This window comes from Sphingobium sp. RSMS, assembly GCF_005406185.4.
GTDB classification, from domain to species: domain Bacteria; phylum Pseudomonadota; class Alphaproteobacteria; order Sphingomonadales; family Sphingomonadaceae; genus Sphingobium; species Sphingobium fuliginis.
In genome coordinates, this window is the sequence record NZ_CM191258.1 from 444,315 (window position 1) to 462,127 (window position 17,813).

14 protein-coding genes are annotated in these 17,813 nt (G+C 63.7%); 8 read left to right on the plus strand and 6 right to left on the minus strand.

All coding sequences use genetic code 11. The features are described from left to right. Positions 1-2: 2 nt before the first annotated feature. Both EGM87_RS20105 and EGM87_RS20110 read right to left on the minus strand, forming a co-directional pair. Positions 3-1,478 carry an aldehyde dehydrogenase gene (locus tag EGM87_RS20105; protein ID WP_137708968.1) on the minus strand — a complete coding sequence of 492 codons (1,476 nt, stop codon included), beginning with the start codon at positions 1,476-1,478 and terminating at the stop codon, positions 3-5. Positions 1,479-1,519: 41 nt separating this feature from the next. Then, on the minus strand, positions 1,520-2,308 hold the full coding sequence (locus EGM87_RS20110; RefSeq protein WP_044660673.1) for an SDR family NAD(P)-dependent oxidoreductase: 789 nt from the start codon (positions 2,306-2,308) through the stop codon (positions 1,520-1,522). A gap of 185 nt (positions 2,309-2,493) precedes the next feature. Between EGM87_RS20110 and EGM87_RS20115 the strand changes: the two genes are divergently transcribed. Continuing rightward, positions 2,494-4,167: a GMC family oxidoreductase gene (locus EGM87_RS20115; RefSeq protein WP_103001079.1), complete on the plus strand. Its 1,674-nt coding sequence runs from the start codon at positions 2,494-2,496 to the stop codon at positions 4,165-4,167. A gap of 337 nt (positions 4,168-4,504) precedes the next feature. Here EGM87_RS20115 and EGM87_RS20120 read toward each other — a convergent pair whose 3' ends face one another. Further along, the gene (locus tag EGM87_RS20120) at positions 4,505-5,278 is read right to left on the minus strand and encodes an SDR family NAD(P)-dependent oxidoreductase (protein WP_137708967.1); all 774 of its coding nucleotides are present in this window, start codon (positions 5,276-5,278) and stop codon (positions 4,505-4,507) included. A gap of 149 nt (positions 5,279-5,427) precedes the next feature. Between EGM87_RS20120 and EGM87_RS20125 the strand changes: the two genes are divergently transcribed. The 7 genes from EGM87_RS20125 (at position 5,428) to EGM87_RS20155 (ending at position 15,211) form a co-directional block, all read left to right on the plus strand. Next, positions 5,428-6,630: an acyl-CoA dehydrogenase family protein gene (locus EGM87_RS20125; protein ID WP_137708966.1), complete on the plus strand. Its 1,203-nt coding sequence runs from the start codon at positions 5,428-5,430 to the stop codon at positions 6,628-6,630. Positions 6,631-6,646: 16 nt separating this feature from the next. After that, positions 6,647-7,774 carry an acyl-CoA dehydrogenase family protein gene (locus EGM87_RS20130; protein WP_137708965.1) on the plus strand — a complete coding sequence of 376 codons (1,128 nt, stop codon included), beginning with the start codon at positions 6,647-6,649 and terminating at the stop codon, positions 7,772-7,774. A 164-nt stretch (positions 7,775-7,938) separates the two neighbouring features. Next, positions 7,939-8,781, plus strand: a complete 843-nt coding sequence (locus EGM87_RS20135; RefSeq protein ID WP_137708964.1) for a MarR family winged helix-turn-helix transcriptional regulator — start codon at positions 7,939-7,941, stop codon at positions 8,779-8,781. A gap of 78 nt (positions 8,782-8,859) precedes the next feature. Then, entirely contained in the window at positions 8,860-10,068 is a 1,209-nt protein-coding gene (locus tag EGM87_RS20140) for a sulfotransferase family protein (RefSeq protein ID WP_061934549.1), read from the plus strand. 40 nt (positions 10,069-10,108) lie between these two features. Next, positions 10,109-11,353 carry a hypothetical protein gene (locus EGM87_RS20145; protein ID WP_137708963.1) on the plus strand — a complete coding sequence of 415 codons (1,245 nt, stop codon included), beginning with the start codon at positions 10,109-10,111 and terminating at the stop codon, positions 11,351-11,353. 318 nt (positions 11,354-11,671) lie between these two features. Continuing rightward, positions 11,672-14,020 carry a TonB-dependent receptor gene (locus tag EGM87_RS20150; RefSeq protein ID WP_025550532.1) on the plus strand — a complete coding sequence of 783 codons (2,349 nt, stop codon included), beginning with the start codon at positions 11,672-11,674 and terminating at the stop codon, positions 14,018-14,020. Positions 14,021-14,125: 105 nt separating this feature from the next. Beyond that, complete coding sequence (locus EGM87_RS20155; RefSeq protein ID WP_137708962.1) at positions 14,126-15,211, plus strand: phosphotransferase; 1,086 nt, start codon at positions 14,126-14,128, stop codon at positions 15,209-15,211. A 25-nt stretch (positions 15,212-15,236) separates the two neighbouring features. On the opposite strand, the gene EGM87_RS20160 is transcribed toward EGM87_RS20155, so the two are convergent. From EGM87_RS20160 to EGM87_RS20170, 3 genes are read right to left on the minus strand one after another with little or no spacing between them, the layout of a single operon-like run. Continuing rightward, positions 15,237-15,725: a VOC family protein gene (locus EGM87_RS20160; protein WP_253719215.1), complete on the minus strand. Its 489-nt coding sequence runs from the start codon at positions 15,723-15,725 to the stop codon at positions 15,237-15,239. Positions 15,726-15,744: 19 nt separating this feature from the next. Beyond that, entirely contained in the window at positions 15,745-17,382 is a 1,638-nt protein-coding gene (locus tag EGM87_RS20165; RefSeq protein WP_137708961.1) for an AMP-binding protein, read from the minus strand. Beyond that, positions 17,379-17,807 carry a carboxymuconolactone decarboxylase family protein gene (locus EGM87_RS20170; protein ID WP_025550538.1) on the minus strand — a complete coding sequence of 143 codons (429 nt, stop codon included), beginning with the start codon at positions 17,805-17,807 and terminating at the stop codon, positions 17,379-17,381. The genes EGM87_RS20165 and EGM87_RS20170 overlap by 4 nt, the downstream gene beginning before the upstream one ends. Positions 17,808-17,813: the final 6 nt, after the last annotated feature.

The following is a 17,813-nucleotide window of genomic DNA, read 5'->3' on the forward strand; positions in this document are numbered from 1 at the left end:
GGTCAGCCCTTCAGATGGGCAGGCAGGTCCTGCATGAAGACGGCCTTGATCTCGGTGAAGCCGTGCAACCCTTCCTCACCGCCCTCGCGGCCCACGCCGGACTGTTTGAAGCCGCCATAGGGGATGGTGTAGTCGATGACGCGGCCATTATGGCCGAAATTGCCGGTACGGATGCGGCGGGCGACCTTGTAGGCGCGCTCGACATCCTGCGTGAACACGCCGCCCGACAGGCCGTAGATATTGTCGTTGGCGATGGCGATCGCCTCTTCCTCGCTGCCATAGGCGATGATCGTGCCGACGGGTCCGAAAATCTCCTCGCGGGCGATGGTCATGTCGTTGCTGGCGTCGGTGAACAGGGTCGGCTCCACGAACCAGCCCTTGTCGAGATGCGCGGGGCGGTTGCCGCCCGTGACGATGCGGGCGCCCTGCGCCTTGCCCTGCTGGATATAGTCGAAGACGCGGCCGTGCTGGCGTTGAGTGACGAGCGGACCCATCTGCGTCGTTTCGGTGAAAGGATCGCCCACCTGCACATATTGCATGGCGGCGGCGAGCGCTTCCTCCACCGCGCCCTTCAATGAGGCGGGCACTAATATGCGGCTGAAGGCGGCGCATTGCTGGCCGCACAGCCCGACCAGGTTCGGCATGATCCCTTCCACGACCTTGCCGATGTCGGCATCGTCCAGGATGATGGCGGCGGACTTGCCGCCCAGTTCCGTCGTGATGCGTCCCGACCGGGCGCTGACGACCGAGGCGATGTGCAGGCCGGCGGCGGTCGAACCGGTGAAGCTCACCTTGTCCACCCCTGCATGGCGGATCAGATAATCGGACACGTCGCGATCCGCCGTCAGGACGGAAAAGACGCCCTCGGGCACGCCCGCCGCCGCGATGCATTCGGCCAGGATCAACGCTTCCAGCGGCGTTTCGGGCGAAGGCTTGGCGATGATCGTGCAGCCTGCCGCCAGCGCGAAGGCGACCTTCAAGGAGAGCGTGGCCAGCGGCGCGTTCCATGGCACCACGGCGGCGACGACGCCCACCGGCTCGCGCACGACGATGGCATGCCCGCCGGCCATGGCGGGGCGCACCTCCTCAAACCCCTTTTCGGCAAGGTCCGCGGCATAGGTGTAATAGCCGCTCATGAAGGGGGCCGTCATCGACGATTGCGAATAGGGCATGCCCACCTGCAGCGACCAGGCGCGGGCGAAATCGTCGTTGCGCCTGGCCATTTCCTCAGCGATGCGGCGCAGATAGACGGCGCGCTCCGGCCCGGTCATGTGGGGCCAGGGGCCGTTGTCGAAGGCATTGCGCGCCGCCGCGATGGCGCGGTCCATGTCGGCGGTGGTCGCCTTGGCGACGCGGCCCACTTTCTCCTCGGTGGCGGGCGAGATGATCTCGATACCGTCCGATCCCGAAGAAGGGGACCAGTCGCCGCCGATGAACAGCTTTTCGGGGTTCGCGAGGTGGAGAAGCGTATCGGTCATGCGCGATTTTCCTTCTGGATTCGGCAAAGAAAGGGGGCTGCTTAGGTCTCGACCACGACAGGCAGCGACAGGATATTGGCGACGCCGCCATCGACCGGCAGCATGTGGCCCGTGATATAGGCCGATGCGTCGGACGCCAGGAACTGGACGGGGCCGACCATCTCCTTCGGATCGCCAAAGCGGTCGAGCGCTATGGCGCTGCGGAAGATCTTCGCCCGCTCCGGATGGCCGACGGTGGGCGCTGCCATGTCCGTGTCGAAGAACCCGGGCGCGATGGCGTTGCAGGTGACGCCATGGGGCGCCAGGTCGGCCGCGATGGATCGCGTCAGGCCCAGCACCGCATGTTTGCTGGCGACATAGGCGGACAGGTTCGGCCGCCCGGTGTCGGAGACGTAGGAGGCGAAGTTGATGATCCGCCCCCATTTGCGCGCCGCCATGCCTTTCGACAGGTCGCGGCACAGCAGATACATGGACGATACGTTCACATCGAACATATTCTCCCAATGGGCGAGGGTGGACTCGTGGAGCGGTCCCCATCCGCCGATGGCGCCGTTATTGACCAATATGTCGATGGCCGCGCCTTCGGCGTTCAGCCTGTCGGTCGTCGCCTGCACCGCGTCCAGATCGGCCAGGTCGAACGCGATCGTTTGCGCCCGCCCGCCAGCCGCCCGTATTTCTTCGGCGGTTTCCTCCAGCTTCGCGCCGTCCCGCGCCGCGAGGATCAGCGATGCTCCCGCGTCCGCCAGCCCCAGCGCGATCGCCCTGCCCAGGCCGCGGGAGGCTCCCGTGACCATCGCCGTGCGTCCCGCGAGCGAGAAAAGCCCCGTCATTCTTATCCTCATCCTTGGCCAAGACTACGTCCCGATGCAGTCATAGCGCTGGCGACCCCCGGATTTCGATGGCATCCGCCAAGCCATCATAAGGGCGATGTTCGTCGGTAAAGTCCGACATAAGGCTTGCGCACCCTTCATCCCTCCCCGCTATGCACGGTGCTGAGGATAAGGAGAAAGGCAGCATGGTCGAGGCGCAGAGCAGCGTGGAGGCGGAAGCCGATTATGTCATCGTCGGCGCCGGATCGGCCGGCTGCGTGCTCGCCAACCGGCTGAGCGCCAACGGCCGCCACAAGGTCGCGCTGCTGGAGGCGGGCGGCGACGACCGGCCGTTGCAGAATCTCTTCAATCCCGCGCAGGCGATGAGCACGATGAACATTCATGTGCCCGCCGGCTTCACCAGGATGCTGAAGGACCCGCGCATAAACTGGAATTACATGACCGATCCCGATCCGGGTTCGGACGGCCGGCAGCATTTCTTCCCGCGCGGCAAGGTTCTGGGCGGTTCCTCCTCCATCAACGGCATCCTCTGGGTGCGCGGCTTGCCGGAAGATTATGACGGCTGGCGGCAAAGGGGGCTGACGGGCTGGGGCTGGGACGAAGCGGAAACCTATTTCCGCCGGATCGAGAACCAGCAGGGCGAAGGCGCCAGCCGCGACCAGCAGGAAGGCCCGCTCAAGATCAGCGACGTGCCGATGCGGCACCCGATGCTGGACATCATGACGAAAGCGTTCGAGGAAGCGGGCGCCCCGGTCGCCAAAGACCTGAACGGCACCACGCGGGAGGGCGTGGCGCGGGTCCGGCTCAACGCCCATAAGGGCCTGCGCGTATCGGCGGCGGTCGCCTATCTGCACCCGGCGATGAAGCGGCCTAACCTCCAGGTCATCATCCATGCCCACGCCACGCGCATCCTGTTCGAAGGCAGGAAGGCCGTGGGCGTCGAATATTGGAAGGGCGGCCGGCTGCGGCAGGTGCGCGCCCGCCGCGAAGTCATCCTTTCGGGCGGCACGATCAATTCGCCCCAATTGCTGGAACTGTCCGGCATCGGCCAGGGCGAACGCCTGCGGGCGCTGGGCATCGCGACGCTGGTGGACAGCCCGAACGTCGGTGAGAATTTGCAGGACCATTATGCATCGATGGTCCGCGCTCGCCTCAAGCCGGGCGCTTCCAGCTTCAACGCCATGTCGCGCGGCCTGCCGCTGGTGGGGCAGATGATCCGTTTCGCCGCGAGCCGTACCGGACTGCTGGCGCTGGGCGGGTCGAACCTGACGGCCTTCCTCAAATCCGATCCGGCGCTCGACCTGCCCGACCTGCAATTCTTCGCCAGCCCCGCCACGGTGGATTTCGAGGCGCTGGCCAAAAACGGCGCCATGACGATGGAAAAGCTGCCGGGGATGACGGTGGGCGGTTATGTGATGCGGCCGCAGTCGAAGGGCTCCATCCATGTGAAGAGCGGCGACTTCCATGACGCGCCCTCGATCAAGCCCAACTTCCTGTCGGCGGAGGCGGACTGCCGCGCTCAGGTCGGCGGGCTGCGCTGGGCGCGCCGCGTGATGGAAAGCCCCGCGCTCGCGCCCTATTTCGACCATGAACTGACGCCGGGGGCAGCGCTTCAGAGCGACGAGGAATTGCTGGCCTTTGCGCGGGCGAGCGGGTCGACCGGTTATCATCACACCTCCACCTGCGCCATGGGCGTCGGCCCGGATGCGGTCGTATCCGGCACGCTGAAGGTCAATGGCGTGGAAGGCCTGCGCGTCGTCGACGCCTCGGTCATGCCCGCCGTCGTGTCGGGCAACACCAATGCGGCGACGATGATGATTGCGGAGAAGGGTTCCGACCTGATCCTTGCAGAAAGCTGATGGGAGTGGCGCCGCCGCCTCTCTCAGTCAGCGATGCTTTGGATTGAAGCGCGACTTGCTCCTGCACAGGAACGCGGTTCAAACTGGGCTGCATGGACAAATTCGGAATGTCGGGAAATGGCCAATCCAAGACATTCCCCTCCCGTAAACGGGAGGGGTTAGGGGTGGGCGCGAGCGGAGCGAGCTTCTGACTTAGCCGTTGAAAATTCACGCAGGTGCCGCGCCAGCCCACCCCCTAACCCCCTCCCGCCTGCGGGAGGGGGAATGTCCTGATTCCACCCAAATCACTCAGTCGGGCGAGTCTGGAATTATCCACCCCGCCTGGGCAGGACAAACTCTAGGCTTCCCGCCGCACCTGCTCACCGAACAGCAGCAGCGACTGGTCCGTCGGCAATGCGGCCCAGATCTGGCGCGCCGCGCTGTCTATGTCCATGACGCCGATGCCCTGTTCCATCTGCCTGCGCATCTGCGAAGCGATCGGATAATGGTCGTCGGCCATCGCCGCGACATGCCGGGTGAGGGGGGTGTCGACGAAGCCGGGCCGCACCGCCGTGACCCAGACGTTGCGTCTATCCCGCATCGCCAGTTCCCGGCGCGCCACCCGCACCCACATTTCCAGGGCGGCCTTGCCGGCGCAATAGACGCTTTGTCCGATGGTGGGAGAGCGGGCGGAGGAAGAGGACATCATGACCAGCCCCGCCTCTCCGGCAAAGCCGCTCTCTCCGACCGCGCGCAGGAACATCTCTCCCAGCCGCAATGGCGCGGCGACATTCGCGGTGATGTCGCGGGCATAATCGTCCGGCGGCACCTCTCCGACAAAGCCCGTCATCCCCTTCATATGCGCGTTCTGGATGAATATCGCGCGGGCACCCCGAAAATTGGCAAGGCTATCGGCAAAATGCGCGCCGACATTGTCCCAACTCTCGGGATCGGCCAGGTCGAGGAAGATGCTCTCATGATGGGGATGCGGCCGCCGCGACAAATTGATGATGCGCGCATCGCCATAGGGAACGTTGCGCGCCAGGCCCAGGCCGATGCCCTCGGTCGCGCCCGAAATCCATATCAGACTGCCGCGTTCCGCACCCGCATCTTCTTTATCTGCATTTTGCATGTATGATTTTCATCATGACGACTATCTGCTGTCAAATCGTGCCGCCGCACCATCGCATGGATGATGCTGCTCCCCGCCCTGCTTGCACCCCCGGGGAGTGCAGGCCATGGAAATCGGGTATCACCCTATAGTCAGCCGGAGCCGATCCGATGGAATTGCGCCTCGATCCCGATCTTCAAACCTTCCGGACGGAAGTGCGCGCCTTTATCGACAGCGTCTTGCCTGCCGACATGAAGGAGCGCCAGCGTCGGAAGGTCGCCAACAACGCCGCCGTGCCCGACTTGCTGGAATGGATGCGCATCCTCAACGCCCATGGCCGATCCGTGCCGCACTGGCCGGTGGAGTTTGGCGGCTGCGGCTGGACTCCGATGCAGCTCTTCATCTTCAATGAGGAATTGTACAGGGCCGACGCGCCCGAATTCGACTGGGGCGGCACGCATATGCTGGGGCCGGTGCTCTACACCTATGGTTCCGATTATCTGAAGGACAGGTTCCTGCCCATGATCCGCGAAGGCGCGACGATGTGGGCGCAGGGCTTTTCCGAACCGGGGTCGGGCTCCGATCTCGCCTCGCTGCGCACCAGCGCCGAACTGGTCGGCGACAAATATATAGTCAACGGGCAGAAGATCTGGACCAGCGGCGCCGCACATGCGGACTGGGGCTTTTTCCTGGTCCGCACCGACAAGACTGTAAAGCCGCAGCGCGGCATCAGTTTCCTGATCATCAAGATGGACACGCCGGGCATCACCGTGCGCCAGATTCCGCAGATCAATGGCGAGGCGCATCTGTGCGAGGTGTTCCTGGACAATGTCGAAGTGCCCGCCGACCAGTTGATCGGGGAGCCGGGCATGGGCTGGACCTATGCCAAGTTCCTGCTGGAGCATGAGCGTACCACGTCCAGTTTCATTTACTGGAGCAAGCGTGAGCTTGCCCGCGCAAAGGACATCGCGCTTGGCGAAAGCGTGGGCGGCCGCCGCGTCGCGGACGATCCCGCCCTCCGGGCCCGTTTCGCGAAGGCGGAGGCGGATCTGCTCGCGCTGGAATGGTCCGTGCTGCGCGTGCTGGCGCATGAGGAGTTGGACGCGCCGGAGGCTGCCGCCGCCTCCGTGCTGAAGATCAGGGGCTCGGAACTCCAACAGGAAATCACCATGTTGCAGGTCGACGCCATGGGCGCCAAGTCGCTGCGCTTCTTCGACGCCGCGCCCGTCCCGCCGCCGGCGCCCACCGACGTGTGGCCCGACTATGCGCCCGGCCGGACCACCGTGGCGCTGATCAACCGGGCGGCGACCATCTATGGCGGCTCGAAGCAGATCCAAAAGAATATTCTGGCCAGGCTCGCCTTCGGCCTTTGAGGGGAAGACAGGGACAATGGATTTCGCGAAGTCGGACATTCAGGCGATGCTTCTGGACAGCGCCGATCGGCTGCTGTCCGAAAATGCCGACGTCGAATATTGGCGGCATCAGCGATCGAGCGCGCTGGGCTTTGACGAGGCGCGCTGGGCGCAGTTCGCGGAACTGGGCTGGCTCGCCCTGCCGGTGCCCGAGGCTGCGGGCGGTCTGGACGGCACGATGGAGGATATTGCGCTGCTCAACATCGCGCTTGGCAAGGCCCTGGCGACCGAACCCTATGTCAGCACGGTCGTCCTGGCCGATCATGTGTTCAAGCAGGCGGCGGACGAGGCGCGCGCATTGGAATTGCTGGGGGAGATCGCGGGCGGCACGCTGCGCGTCGCGCTCGCGCATCAGGAAAATGGCGCTCATCCGCTCGATGTCGAAGTGACGGGCACACAGGCTCGTCCTTCGGGCGACGGTTATATTCTGTCGGGTACTAAAATCATGGCGCTCGACGCACCGGGCGCGGGGCAGTTGATCGTCTCGGCTCGCATCGAGGGAGAGGAGGGCATCGGCCTGTTCCTCGTGCCCGCCGATGCATCCGGCCTTTCCGCCCGGTCCTATGCGTTGATCGACGGCACCCGCGCGTCCGACATCGTCCTTGCCGATGTAAAGTTGCCGTCCGCGGCTCTGCTGATCGGCGGCAATCGCGGCTCGGCGGTGCTGCGCGAGGCGATCGACCGCGCTTCGATCGCGCTGATGGCCCAGGCGGTGGGCGCGATGGAGGCAGCGAACAAAATCTGCGGCGCCTATGTTCAGGAGCGGAAGCAATTCGGTGCCGCGATCGGTTCCTTCCAGGCGATCCAGCATATCATGGCCGATAATTTCGTCGCGGCCCATCAGGCGCGATCCATGCTCTACCATGCCTTGGCCAATGCCGATCAGGATGAGGCGAGGCGATCCGCCGCGCTCTCCGCTGCGCGGCTCGTCGTCGGGGAGGCCGGGCAGACCGTCTCGCGCAACGGCATTCAGGTGCATGGCGGCTATGGCCTGACCGATGAATATGCGATCGGCCATTATTTCCGGCGCCTGATGTGCATCGAAAAGCAATATGGCGACCTGATCCAGCATGGCGAGCGGTTCGGGAACAGCATCTTCGGCTAAATGCCTGTCCCGATCAGGGTCGAGGCACAAGTGTTCCCGCGCAGGCAGGAACGGGTTTTCCCGAAGCAGGAAAATTCGCCTGGGCGGGAATTTCGGTCCTTGGCCGGGCAGGCGGATCGCGCCCGCCCCTTGCGGATCGTATCGGCCTATGGCTTTGTGGGGCGATGACGGGAAGGGCCAGGACTGGGGAAGGGCGGCGGGACCTTGAGGCATGCCGCGCCGCGCTGGAGGCGCATTATGCGGTGCATCGCACCATTCCATCCATGGCTGGTCTTGCCCGGCTGTGGGACTATGCCAGCAAATCCTCGGCATCCCGGCGCGTCGATCAACTGATCGAGGCGGGCGCGCTGCTCTGGTCGACCGACCGGCGGCTGGCGCCCGGCCCGGCCTTTCGCATCCTGCCCGACCCGCAGGCGCAGGTCAGCGATGCTCCGCACTTGAACGATACGGGTCCGAACGATAATGGCCGGCACGATCCCGATCCGCTTCAGGCCGCGCTGGCAGCCTGGGCGACCGACTATGATCCCGTGCTGGTCCGCGCCTATTCCGTCACCACGCGCCTGCTGCGCCTCGCCCGCAGCATGGAGCGGCATATGACGCAGTCCGCCGCAAGGGAGGGGCTGACCTCGGGCGACGTGCTCCTGCTCGATGCGTTGTACCGCGTGGGGCCGCCCCATCGCATCGCGCCGACTGCACTCAAACATTATTTCCTCATGTCGCTGGCGGGCGTCGCCAAGCGGGTCGACCGGCTGGAGGCGCTCGGCTTCATTCGCCGCGTTCCCAATCCGGACGACCGGCGCGGCCTGTTCATCGAATTGACCCATGCAGGTCGAGCCGCGCTCACCAGGCTGGTGGCGGTCGACCGCACCGCTCCGCACATCCTTTGGCCAACGGTGCTCAGCGATCGGCAATATCAGGCCATGATAGAATCCCTGACGGTCGCGGAAGCGGTCGTGGCCGCTGCCGATAAGAACGATCGTTCCGAATTTCCTCCTCCAGATATGTGATGTTCTGCCGGTTCATTGACTTTTCTGCGCCAATCCGATCCAGTTTCCATATCTTGGTAAACTAAATAGGAGCGGATGATGCGGAGCAGGTCGGAAAAGGTTGGAAATGTCGCTACCCTTTCGACCGGCATAGACGCTTCGGCTCTCATTCGTAGCTCGCAGATGATCGCCGGCCATTTCGATACGCCCGATCCCGCGCTGGTCGGACGGGTCGAGCGGTTCATAGCCTGGCTGAACGACCAGCCCCCTCTGCGCGCGGAGCAGAAGGCCGACGTCGAACTGCAACTGCGCAAGCTGTTATCGACGCGCCTGCGCCTGGCCGCCGACCGCAAGCGCATTCCCGCCATTGCCGAGGAGAAGATCGAGCGACCCATTTTCGTCATCGGCTTCGGCCGTACCGGCACCACGCTCATCCATTCGCTACTGGCCGAGGATATTGGCGCCCGCGCACCGCTCTGGTGGCATAGCCATTCGCCCAGTCCACCGCCGGGCGAGGTGCCAGCGACGCCGGAACGGATCGAACTGGCCGCCCGGGAACTGGACGAGATGCTGATGCGCTCGCCCGGTCTGCTGACCCTGCACCCCTATTGGGACAAGCGCGGACATTGCCCGATCGAATGCGAGGAAATCTTCACCCTCGACTTCCAGAACGCCTATCCTTCGCTGCTGTACAAGCTGCCTGCGCTGGCGATGATCCTCGACGCCAGCAATATTGCCGATGCCTACCGCTTCCACCGCCAGTTCCTCCAGCAGTTGCAGTGGCGGCAGCCCACCAGTCATTGGGTGGTCAAGGGCATCTATCACCAGTTCGCTCTGGACGCGCTGTTCGAAGCCTATCCCGATGCGCTGTGCATCTGGCCGCACCGGGACCCGGTTCAGGTTCATCCGTCGATCATGGCGATCACGGCCGTGCTCTATGGCGGCATCACCAACTGGCAGATGGATTTCCAGGCTCTTGGCCCCGCCTTTGTCGAAAGCATCGCCGCATCGCTGTCCGAAACGATGGAAAATCCGCTGGTGGACGATCCGCGCATCTTCCATGTCGATTTCCACGACCTGACGCGCGATCCGGTGGACGTCATCCGCCGCGCCTATGGCCATTGGCAACTGGATTGCACACGGGAATTCGAAGCGCGGATGCGGGCCTGGCTGGCCGATCCCGGCAATGCCTCCAACCGCTATGGCCGCTACGATTATGCGCTGGAGCCTTTCGGCCTCACCCGCGAGATGATCGAGACGGCGTTCGAGGGCTATTCGCGCCGGTTCAGGCTGGGGCGCTTCGCCTGACGTTCGGCCTGATGCCGAATGCCGACATGAGAGAGGGCTGATGACCAATCCAATCGCCAATGCGGATCAGTTCGCCGCCGAAGCGGAAGTTCGCGCCATGTGGGACGATGCGGCAACCAGGGCAGCGCGCGACCATTGCGCGCAGCTCTGGCGCGTGGGTCATGGCAGCGACGTGCCGCCGGAGGTCGAGCCGCTTTTCGACGCGGCGATGGATGCGTGGATGGGCAATTACCTGTTCAAGGCGGCGGCCCGCGATCCGATCCGGCCTCGCTTCGTGCGTAATTTCATGCCGGGCCATGGCTGGAATGGCGCGGTCGTGCCCGATGCGCGGATGGGCGGCGACAATCCCGACAATTGTTATCGCCTCGCGGGCATCGCACATGGCGGCCGTTATCGGATCACTGGCCGGGTGATCGACGCTTGCCCGGCGCATGTGTCCTTCACGCTCGTCGAGAATTGGGGCACATCGATGACCGTCCAGACAGTCGAACTGCCCGGCATCGATGTGACGCAGGACGGTCGCTTCACGATCACCATAGACGATCAGCCCGCCAATGGGCGGCGCAACCACATGACGACCAATCCACGCGTCAAATTCCTGTTCGTGCGCGATTCGATGATGGATTGGGAAAGAGAGACGCCACTGGCTCTGGAGATCGAACGGATCGACGCGGCCGGCGCCCAGCATTTCTCCTTCGAGCAGCGGCTGGACGAAGCGCTGCGGCGGGCGCGGGAAGAGGTGCCGCTCTATTTCTGGTTTTTCCGCCTGTCGGCGGCACGTCCGGCCAACAGCATGCCGCAACCCGTGCGCACGGCCAGCGTCGGCGGCCTCGTCACCCAGGCAAGCAGCATTGGAAGGCTTCGTCTGGAGGAGGATCAGGCGGCGATCATCCGCTTCGACCCCGCCGGCGCGGCCTATAGCAGCCTGCAACTGGCGATGTGGTGGTACCGGTCCATCGACGCGCATCTTTTGCAGAGCGGCCTCTCCGCGGCACAATCGGCGCGCGATGCCGACGGGCTGATCACCGCGGTCGTTTCGGCGCGCGATCCGGGCGTCGCCAATTGGGTGCAGACGGACGGATTGCGCGACCTGTTGCCGATGATCCGCTGGCAGGGTCTGCCGGAAACGCAGCAGGGCGCTGGGCCGATTCACTGGCTCGACATCCTGCCCTTCGACCGGCTGGACGCGCATTTGCCCGCCGGCATCGCGCGGACGAACCGGCAGCAGCGCGAGGATCAACTCCGCGCGCGGCGCGCCGCCTGGTCGCGCAGGATCAGCGTTTGAGTGAAAATATCCGGCCGGCCGGACAAAAGCATCCGACGAAGATCTGGAGATTTGCTTTGGTCGGAATGTTGATGCCCATGTAACCGTAAGGAATGGAAAGCGAAAAGCCGGCGGTCGAACTGTGGCCTGGAATCAACCATCCGCTCAAATCTTCATCCTCTTCCTCCGGCGATCAGAAGATCGTGTATCTGATGATGCATAACATCCGCTAATCAAGGGTTTGGCATGGCCGGAAATGAGGCTAGCTGGCTTTCATCCGTTCGCCGGCTTCAGAGCAGAGCCTATTGGCCGGTTCCATCCAGTCCTTGAGAGGATGCAATGACCTATCGACGCTATCTTGCCGCGACCTGTGCGGCCCTGTTCATATCCGCGCCTGCCTTCGCGCAGGATAATGCGCAGCCGCAGGCCGAAGGCGTGTCGAGCGGCGACATCGTGGTCACGGCGCGCCGTCGCGACGAAGCGCTCCAGGATGTGCCGATTTCCGTCTCCGCCATTTCGGGCGAACAGCTTTCCCGCTCGGGCGTGACCGACGTTCAGGGTCTGCAGTATCGCACCCCTTCGCTGTCGATCACGAGCGCGCAGAGCCAGCGCAACACCGTCGCCTTCTCGCTGCGCGGCCAGCGCACGCAGGAAACGCAGCTTTTCACCGACCCGCCGGTCGGCACCTATTTCGCTGAAGTGGTGCAGCCGCGCCCCTATGGTTTCGGCAACAGCCTTTACGATCTGGAATCGGTTCAGGTTCTGAAGGGCGTCCAGGGCACGCTCTTCGGCCGCAACATGACCGGCGGCGCGGTGCTGGTCGAGCCTGCTCATCCGAAGCTGGGCGAATTCGCCGGCGAAGTGCGCGGCCAATATGGCAATTACGACATGCACGACCTGTTCGGCATGGTGAATGTGCCGGTCGGGGATTCCGTCGCCCTTCGCTTCGCGGGCAAGACCCGCGAACGCGACGGCTGGGCGCGCGACATCGGCAGCGGCCTGCGCCTCGACAACCAGAATTACGACACGTTCCGCGTGTCGGCGCTGGTCTCGCCTGGCAACGGCATCGAATCGCTGACCATATTCGACTGGTTCAAGTCGCGGGAAAACGGCACGGCGTCTTTCCTGACGTCCATCAACTATCCTTCGGCTCTCAACAACTATGCCAGACTCGCGGATATTCCGGGTCAGTTCGCGGAGGCGCAGCAGCTTTTCCGCTCGCGCCGCTTCACGCTCAATTCCGGGTCGGGCAATGGCAGCAATCTCGACGTGTTCGGCCTGCCGCGGGAGAGCATCAAGAACTGGGGCATCACCAACAAGACGACCTGGGATCTGGCCGACGGCCTGACGCTGAAGAATATCTTCGGTTATCGCAAGGAGCGTCGGGATACCGTTCAGGATTATGACGGCATTCCCGCCTTCCTGATCGCCCCTTATCAGTTTGCGCGTTCACGCAACATTTCCGAAGAACTGCAACTTCAGGCCAAGATGTTCGAAAACCGGCTCGACCTCATCGTCGGCGGTTATTATTTCGAGGAAAAGGGCATTGACGGTTCGCTCGCCAATACGCTGCCTCAACTGAATATCCTGGGAGCCGGCCTCAATCCTGCGACGACAGACGCGACGCTGTTCGTCACCAGCAATCCGGGCGAAGGCTATTCGCGCACCGCGGCCGCATTCGTCGCCGGCACCTTCAAGGTCACGGATCAGCTCAGCCTGTCCGGCGGTCTTCGCTATAATTATGACAAGCGCAAGATCACCGTTTCGCCTTCGCAGCCCAACTATCCCAATGCTGACGGCACCTTCGGCCGCTGCTCGTTCGACACCGATACGTCGACTGCCGGCGTTCAGCGGGTTCCGCTCAGCCAATGTTCCTTCACCAACAGCAAGTCGTTCAAGGAATGGACCTACGACGCGACGGTGCAATATGAGCCGAGCCCGGAAGTCACCACCTATGCGTCCTATCGCCATGGTTTCCGCGCGGGCGGCTTTTCGACCCGGGCCACCGACGCGATCACGCTGCGGCCGTTCCTGCCCGAATTCGTCGATGAATATGAAATCGGCCTGAAGACCAACCACCGGCTGGGCGCGGGCCGCCTGACCACCAGCACCGCCCTGTTCCGTCAGGACGGCAGCGACGTGCAGAAGCAGCGCGCGACCTTCATCGACGGCAATGTCTTCACCATCGTCGACAACACCGCCAAGCAGCGCAATGTCGGCGGCGAGTTCGAGGCGAATTTCAGCACCGACAGCTTCTCGCTGGCGGCCTTCTATTCCTATACGAAGGTCGACATCCGAGCAGGCCGGGTCGTGCTGAACGGCCTGACCGAGTTCGAGCAGCGCGGCGTGCCCAAGCATCAGCTCGGCGCCACGGCAACCATTTCGCCGCCGGTCAGCGAAGATCTGGGCCAGCTCAACTTCGTCCTGAACTATACCTGGCGCAGCAAGATCTATCTCGACGACTTCGAGATACAGGGCGTGCAGCCCGCCTATTCGCTGATCAACCTGCGCGCCGAACTCAACAATGTCGGCGGTTCGGGCGCTTCGGTGGCGGCCTTCGTCAACAATGCGCTGAACGAGACCTACCGCATCGGCGTGCTGGGCCTCATCGCGGAAGGGCTGGGCTTCCAGAACAGCGTCTATGGCGAACCGCGCACCTATGGCGTGGAAGTCGGCTTCAAATTCTGATCCGGACCGGGCCGTGAAGCATCAAGGGGGCGCAGAGTTCTGCGTCCCCTTTTTCTTGCACGCCGCCGTCTGGCATTCTGTGCGGAAACGACGCTGGAGAGAATGATGAGTGAGGCTTATCCCGCCGATGCGCTACCCCTGCCGTTGACGCCGCAGCAGATCGACAGCGCGTGGCTGACCCGCGCCTTGCGCCAGCGGCTGCCTCATATATCCGTTGTTGAATCGCAGGTGATCGATGTCATTCTCGGCACCTCGACCAAGATTCGCGTTCGCCTCGCCGTGGAAGGGGAGGGCGCCGGGCAGATTGGCGAAACCCTGATCGTCAAGGGCGGCTTTGAGGAGCATAGCCCTAAGATGGCGGCGATGTACGCCAATGAAACGCGCTTCTACGCCGACATCCAGCCGCTCATCCCCATGCCGTCGCCGCGCGCCTATTTCGCGGGCACCGACCCCCATTCGCACCAGTCCATCGTCATCATGGAGGATCTGAAGCGCCCCGGCGTCGATTTCTGCGACGCCTTGCGCCCGCAGCGGTTCGACCAGATCACCCGCCGCATGGAGACCATGGCCGCCTATCATGCCGCGACCTGGGCTTCACCCCATTTCCGGCCCGGTGGCCGCTGGGCCGACATCGCCAGCCGGTTCGACGGTTGGGGGCTGGACTATATGCGCCGTTATCTCCTGCCCGATGTCTGGGCGCATTATATGGCCTCGCCGCGTGGCGCGGCCGTCTCCACCCGGCTGCACGACCGCGACTGGATGGAACGGGCGCTGATGACCATAGGGGAGATTCAGCGCGCCCAGCCCCGCTGCCTGATCCATGGCGATACGCATCTGGGCAATCTCTACATATTGGAGGACGGCACGCCCGGCTATTTCGACGCACAGGTGGCGCAGACCGCCTGGCACCATGAAGTCTCCTATCATATCGTCTGCGCCGCGGACCTGGCCGACCGCGCCGCATGGGAAGGCGATCTGCTGCGAATCTATCTCGACGCGCTGGCGCGGGAGGGTGGTCCCGTTCTGGATTGGGAAGCGGCCTGGCTCGACTACAGGCGGTCCATTCTGTGGGGCCTGTTCATCTTCCTCACCAATGAGGTGCGCTTCCAGACCGAGGCCGTCAACACCGCCTATGCCGCCCGCTTCGGGCAGGCGGCGCTCGACCACGATCTGCGTCTCCTATTGCCCTAGGGCAAATAGGAGACGCAGCGCGCGTTCATATCGCCAGTTCATTCATGAACTTGTCGATTCTGGCGTTCAGCTTATCGGCCAAAGCCCGGTCCGAAAGCTCCACATAATAACCAAGCTGCTCCACCGTATCGAGGTGGATCACCGCCGCATCGCCATTGGGCATTTTGGCGCCCCAACTCTCGAACACGCAATCGACGCCATCAGGCCGCTGCGACAGGTCGTCGACCGCATAGCCGAGATGGAAAATGCCTTCACCGCGCGTTTCCAGCCATTCCCTGGCATTCCCCTGGCCGACCACCGGCTCGATCATTTCCAGATAGACGTCGCCCCATTTGGTGAAGGCGTTCCTATTGGCGAAGCGCCCGCGCCAGTCGCGATAGCGCCCTTCATAATCGGTATCGAGCCGCCAGAAAGGCCCAAGGCCCAGCAGATTGCGATAATGCGCCATGCCTGCATCGATGTCGCGCACCACGACGCCGATCTGATAGAAATCGCCCTTGAACTTCATGGTCATGCTCGCTTCCGCTCTGTGGTCAGCCGGCGGATCGGGCCTTCGCCTGATCGCGCAGCAGGAATTTCTGGATTTTCCCCAAGGGCGTGCGCGGAAAGTCATCCACCAGGAACAGATGGCGCGGCACCTTGTAATTCGCCATCTGCTCGCGGCTCCAGGCCGTCAGTTCAGCCAGCGTCAGCGCTGCGCCTGCCTTAAGGATGACGCAGGCGGCGCAGACCTCGCCCATGCGATCGTCGGGCCAGCCGATGATGCACACATCAGCGATGGCGGGATGTTTGCGCAGGATATTCTCGATCTCCGCCGGATAGGCGTTGAATCCGCCGACGATGACGACATCCTTGAGGCGGTCGAGAATGCGGAGCGTGCCGTCCTCGCCAATGCACCCGACATCGCCGCTATGAAGCCAGCCATCCGCGTCGATCGTCGCCGCGGTCTGCTCCGGCTCCTCGAAATAGCCCTGCATGACCACTGGCCCGCGAATCAGCAGTTCGCCGCTTTCTCCGGGAGGCAGCGGATTGCCGTCCCCATCGACGATGCGCAGTTCGACGCCGGGCAGCGGCTTGCCGACGGTCTTCGCAATGGTTTCAAAGCTGGCGTCGGGATAGTTGACTGTGGCCAGCGCCGTGCATTCGGTCTGGCCGAAGCTGGTCAGGAACAGGTCGAACCCGAATATCTCCCGCCCGGCGCGGATCAGCTCCACCGGAACATTGGATGCGCCCGTATGCCCGACCCGCAGGGATGAGATGTCGAACGCACCGAAATGCGGATGTTCCATCAGTGAGAAGAAGATGGTCGGCGGTCCCATCAGCACGCTGATCTTCTCGCGCTCGATCAGCCCCAGCAGCGCTTCCGCGTCGAATGTCGCCAGCGGATAGACGGTGATCCCCGCGACCAGCGCGGAAATCCAGCCAGACCGGTAACCGAAGCTGTGGAAGAAAGGATTGACGATGGCCATGCGGTCGCCGGCCCGCAGGTCGTTGGATTCGTTCCAGATGGCCGGCACCCACAGCGCCTGCCCATGATTGTGCATCGCGCCCTTCGGCTGCCCGGTGGTGCCGCTGGTGAAAAGAATGTCGGCGGTCGTTTGCGGCGTCACGGCCGCGATCCGCGCCACCAGCTCTGCCTCGTCCGCCTGTTCCCGCTGGAAGGCGGCGAAGGCAGGCCCGTCCAGCGCCACGATATGGCTCAACCCCGGCAGGTCGCGCACCGGCCCGGTTTCGCCTGCGCCGCCGCCCGCCTGAACCAGCATGGCGGCATAGTCATTGCCCAGAAATCCCGTCACGGTGAACAGGATCTTGGCGCGCGTCTTCGCCAATATGTAGAGCGCTTCCCCACCCTTGAAGCGGGTGTTGACCGGCACCATGATCGCGCCGATGCTTTCCGCCGCCGCCGCCGCGATCATCCATTCCGGGCTGTTGGGCGCCCAGATCGCCACCCGGTCGCCATGGGCGACGCCATGGGCGATCAGGGCGCGGGCAAGACCGTCCACCCGGTCCTTATATTGCGCGAAGCTGATCCGCGCCCCGTCCTCGCCTATGATGAAGGGCGTGCTGCCATAGCGTGCCGCGACATGCGCGATGACTTCCGGCAATGTGTGTTCCAGCGTCTTCGGCAGGTCGGAAAAATGCGGATTCGCCATGGTCGTCGCGCCGGTCACAACAGCCCCTTTTCCTCCGCCGTCTGCACGTCCGGGGACACGCCGGCTTCCCGCATGGCCTCGATGACCGCCGTGGTGGCGGAGGCGATGCAGGGGAAGCCGACATAGGGCGTAAGCTGCACCAGCAATCCCTCCAGCTCTTGCGCCGTCAGTCCGTTGGCGATGCCGATCTTGACGTGGTTCTTCAGTTCCAGCGACTGTCGCATGGCGATGAGCGCCGATATGACGGCCATGCTCTTTTCCCTGGGCGCAAGGCCCTGATGCTGCCAGGCGTCGTGAAAGGCCCAGCTTGCCGCCATGCGCGGAATGGGCGAGCCGAAACGGTCAGCGGTGCAGGCCTCCCGGAAGGCGTTGCCGAACCCTTCGCCCATGATGCCGCTGATGAAGTCGACGCCCGATTTCTGTTTCTCGTCCAGCTCAGCCATCCATTG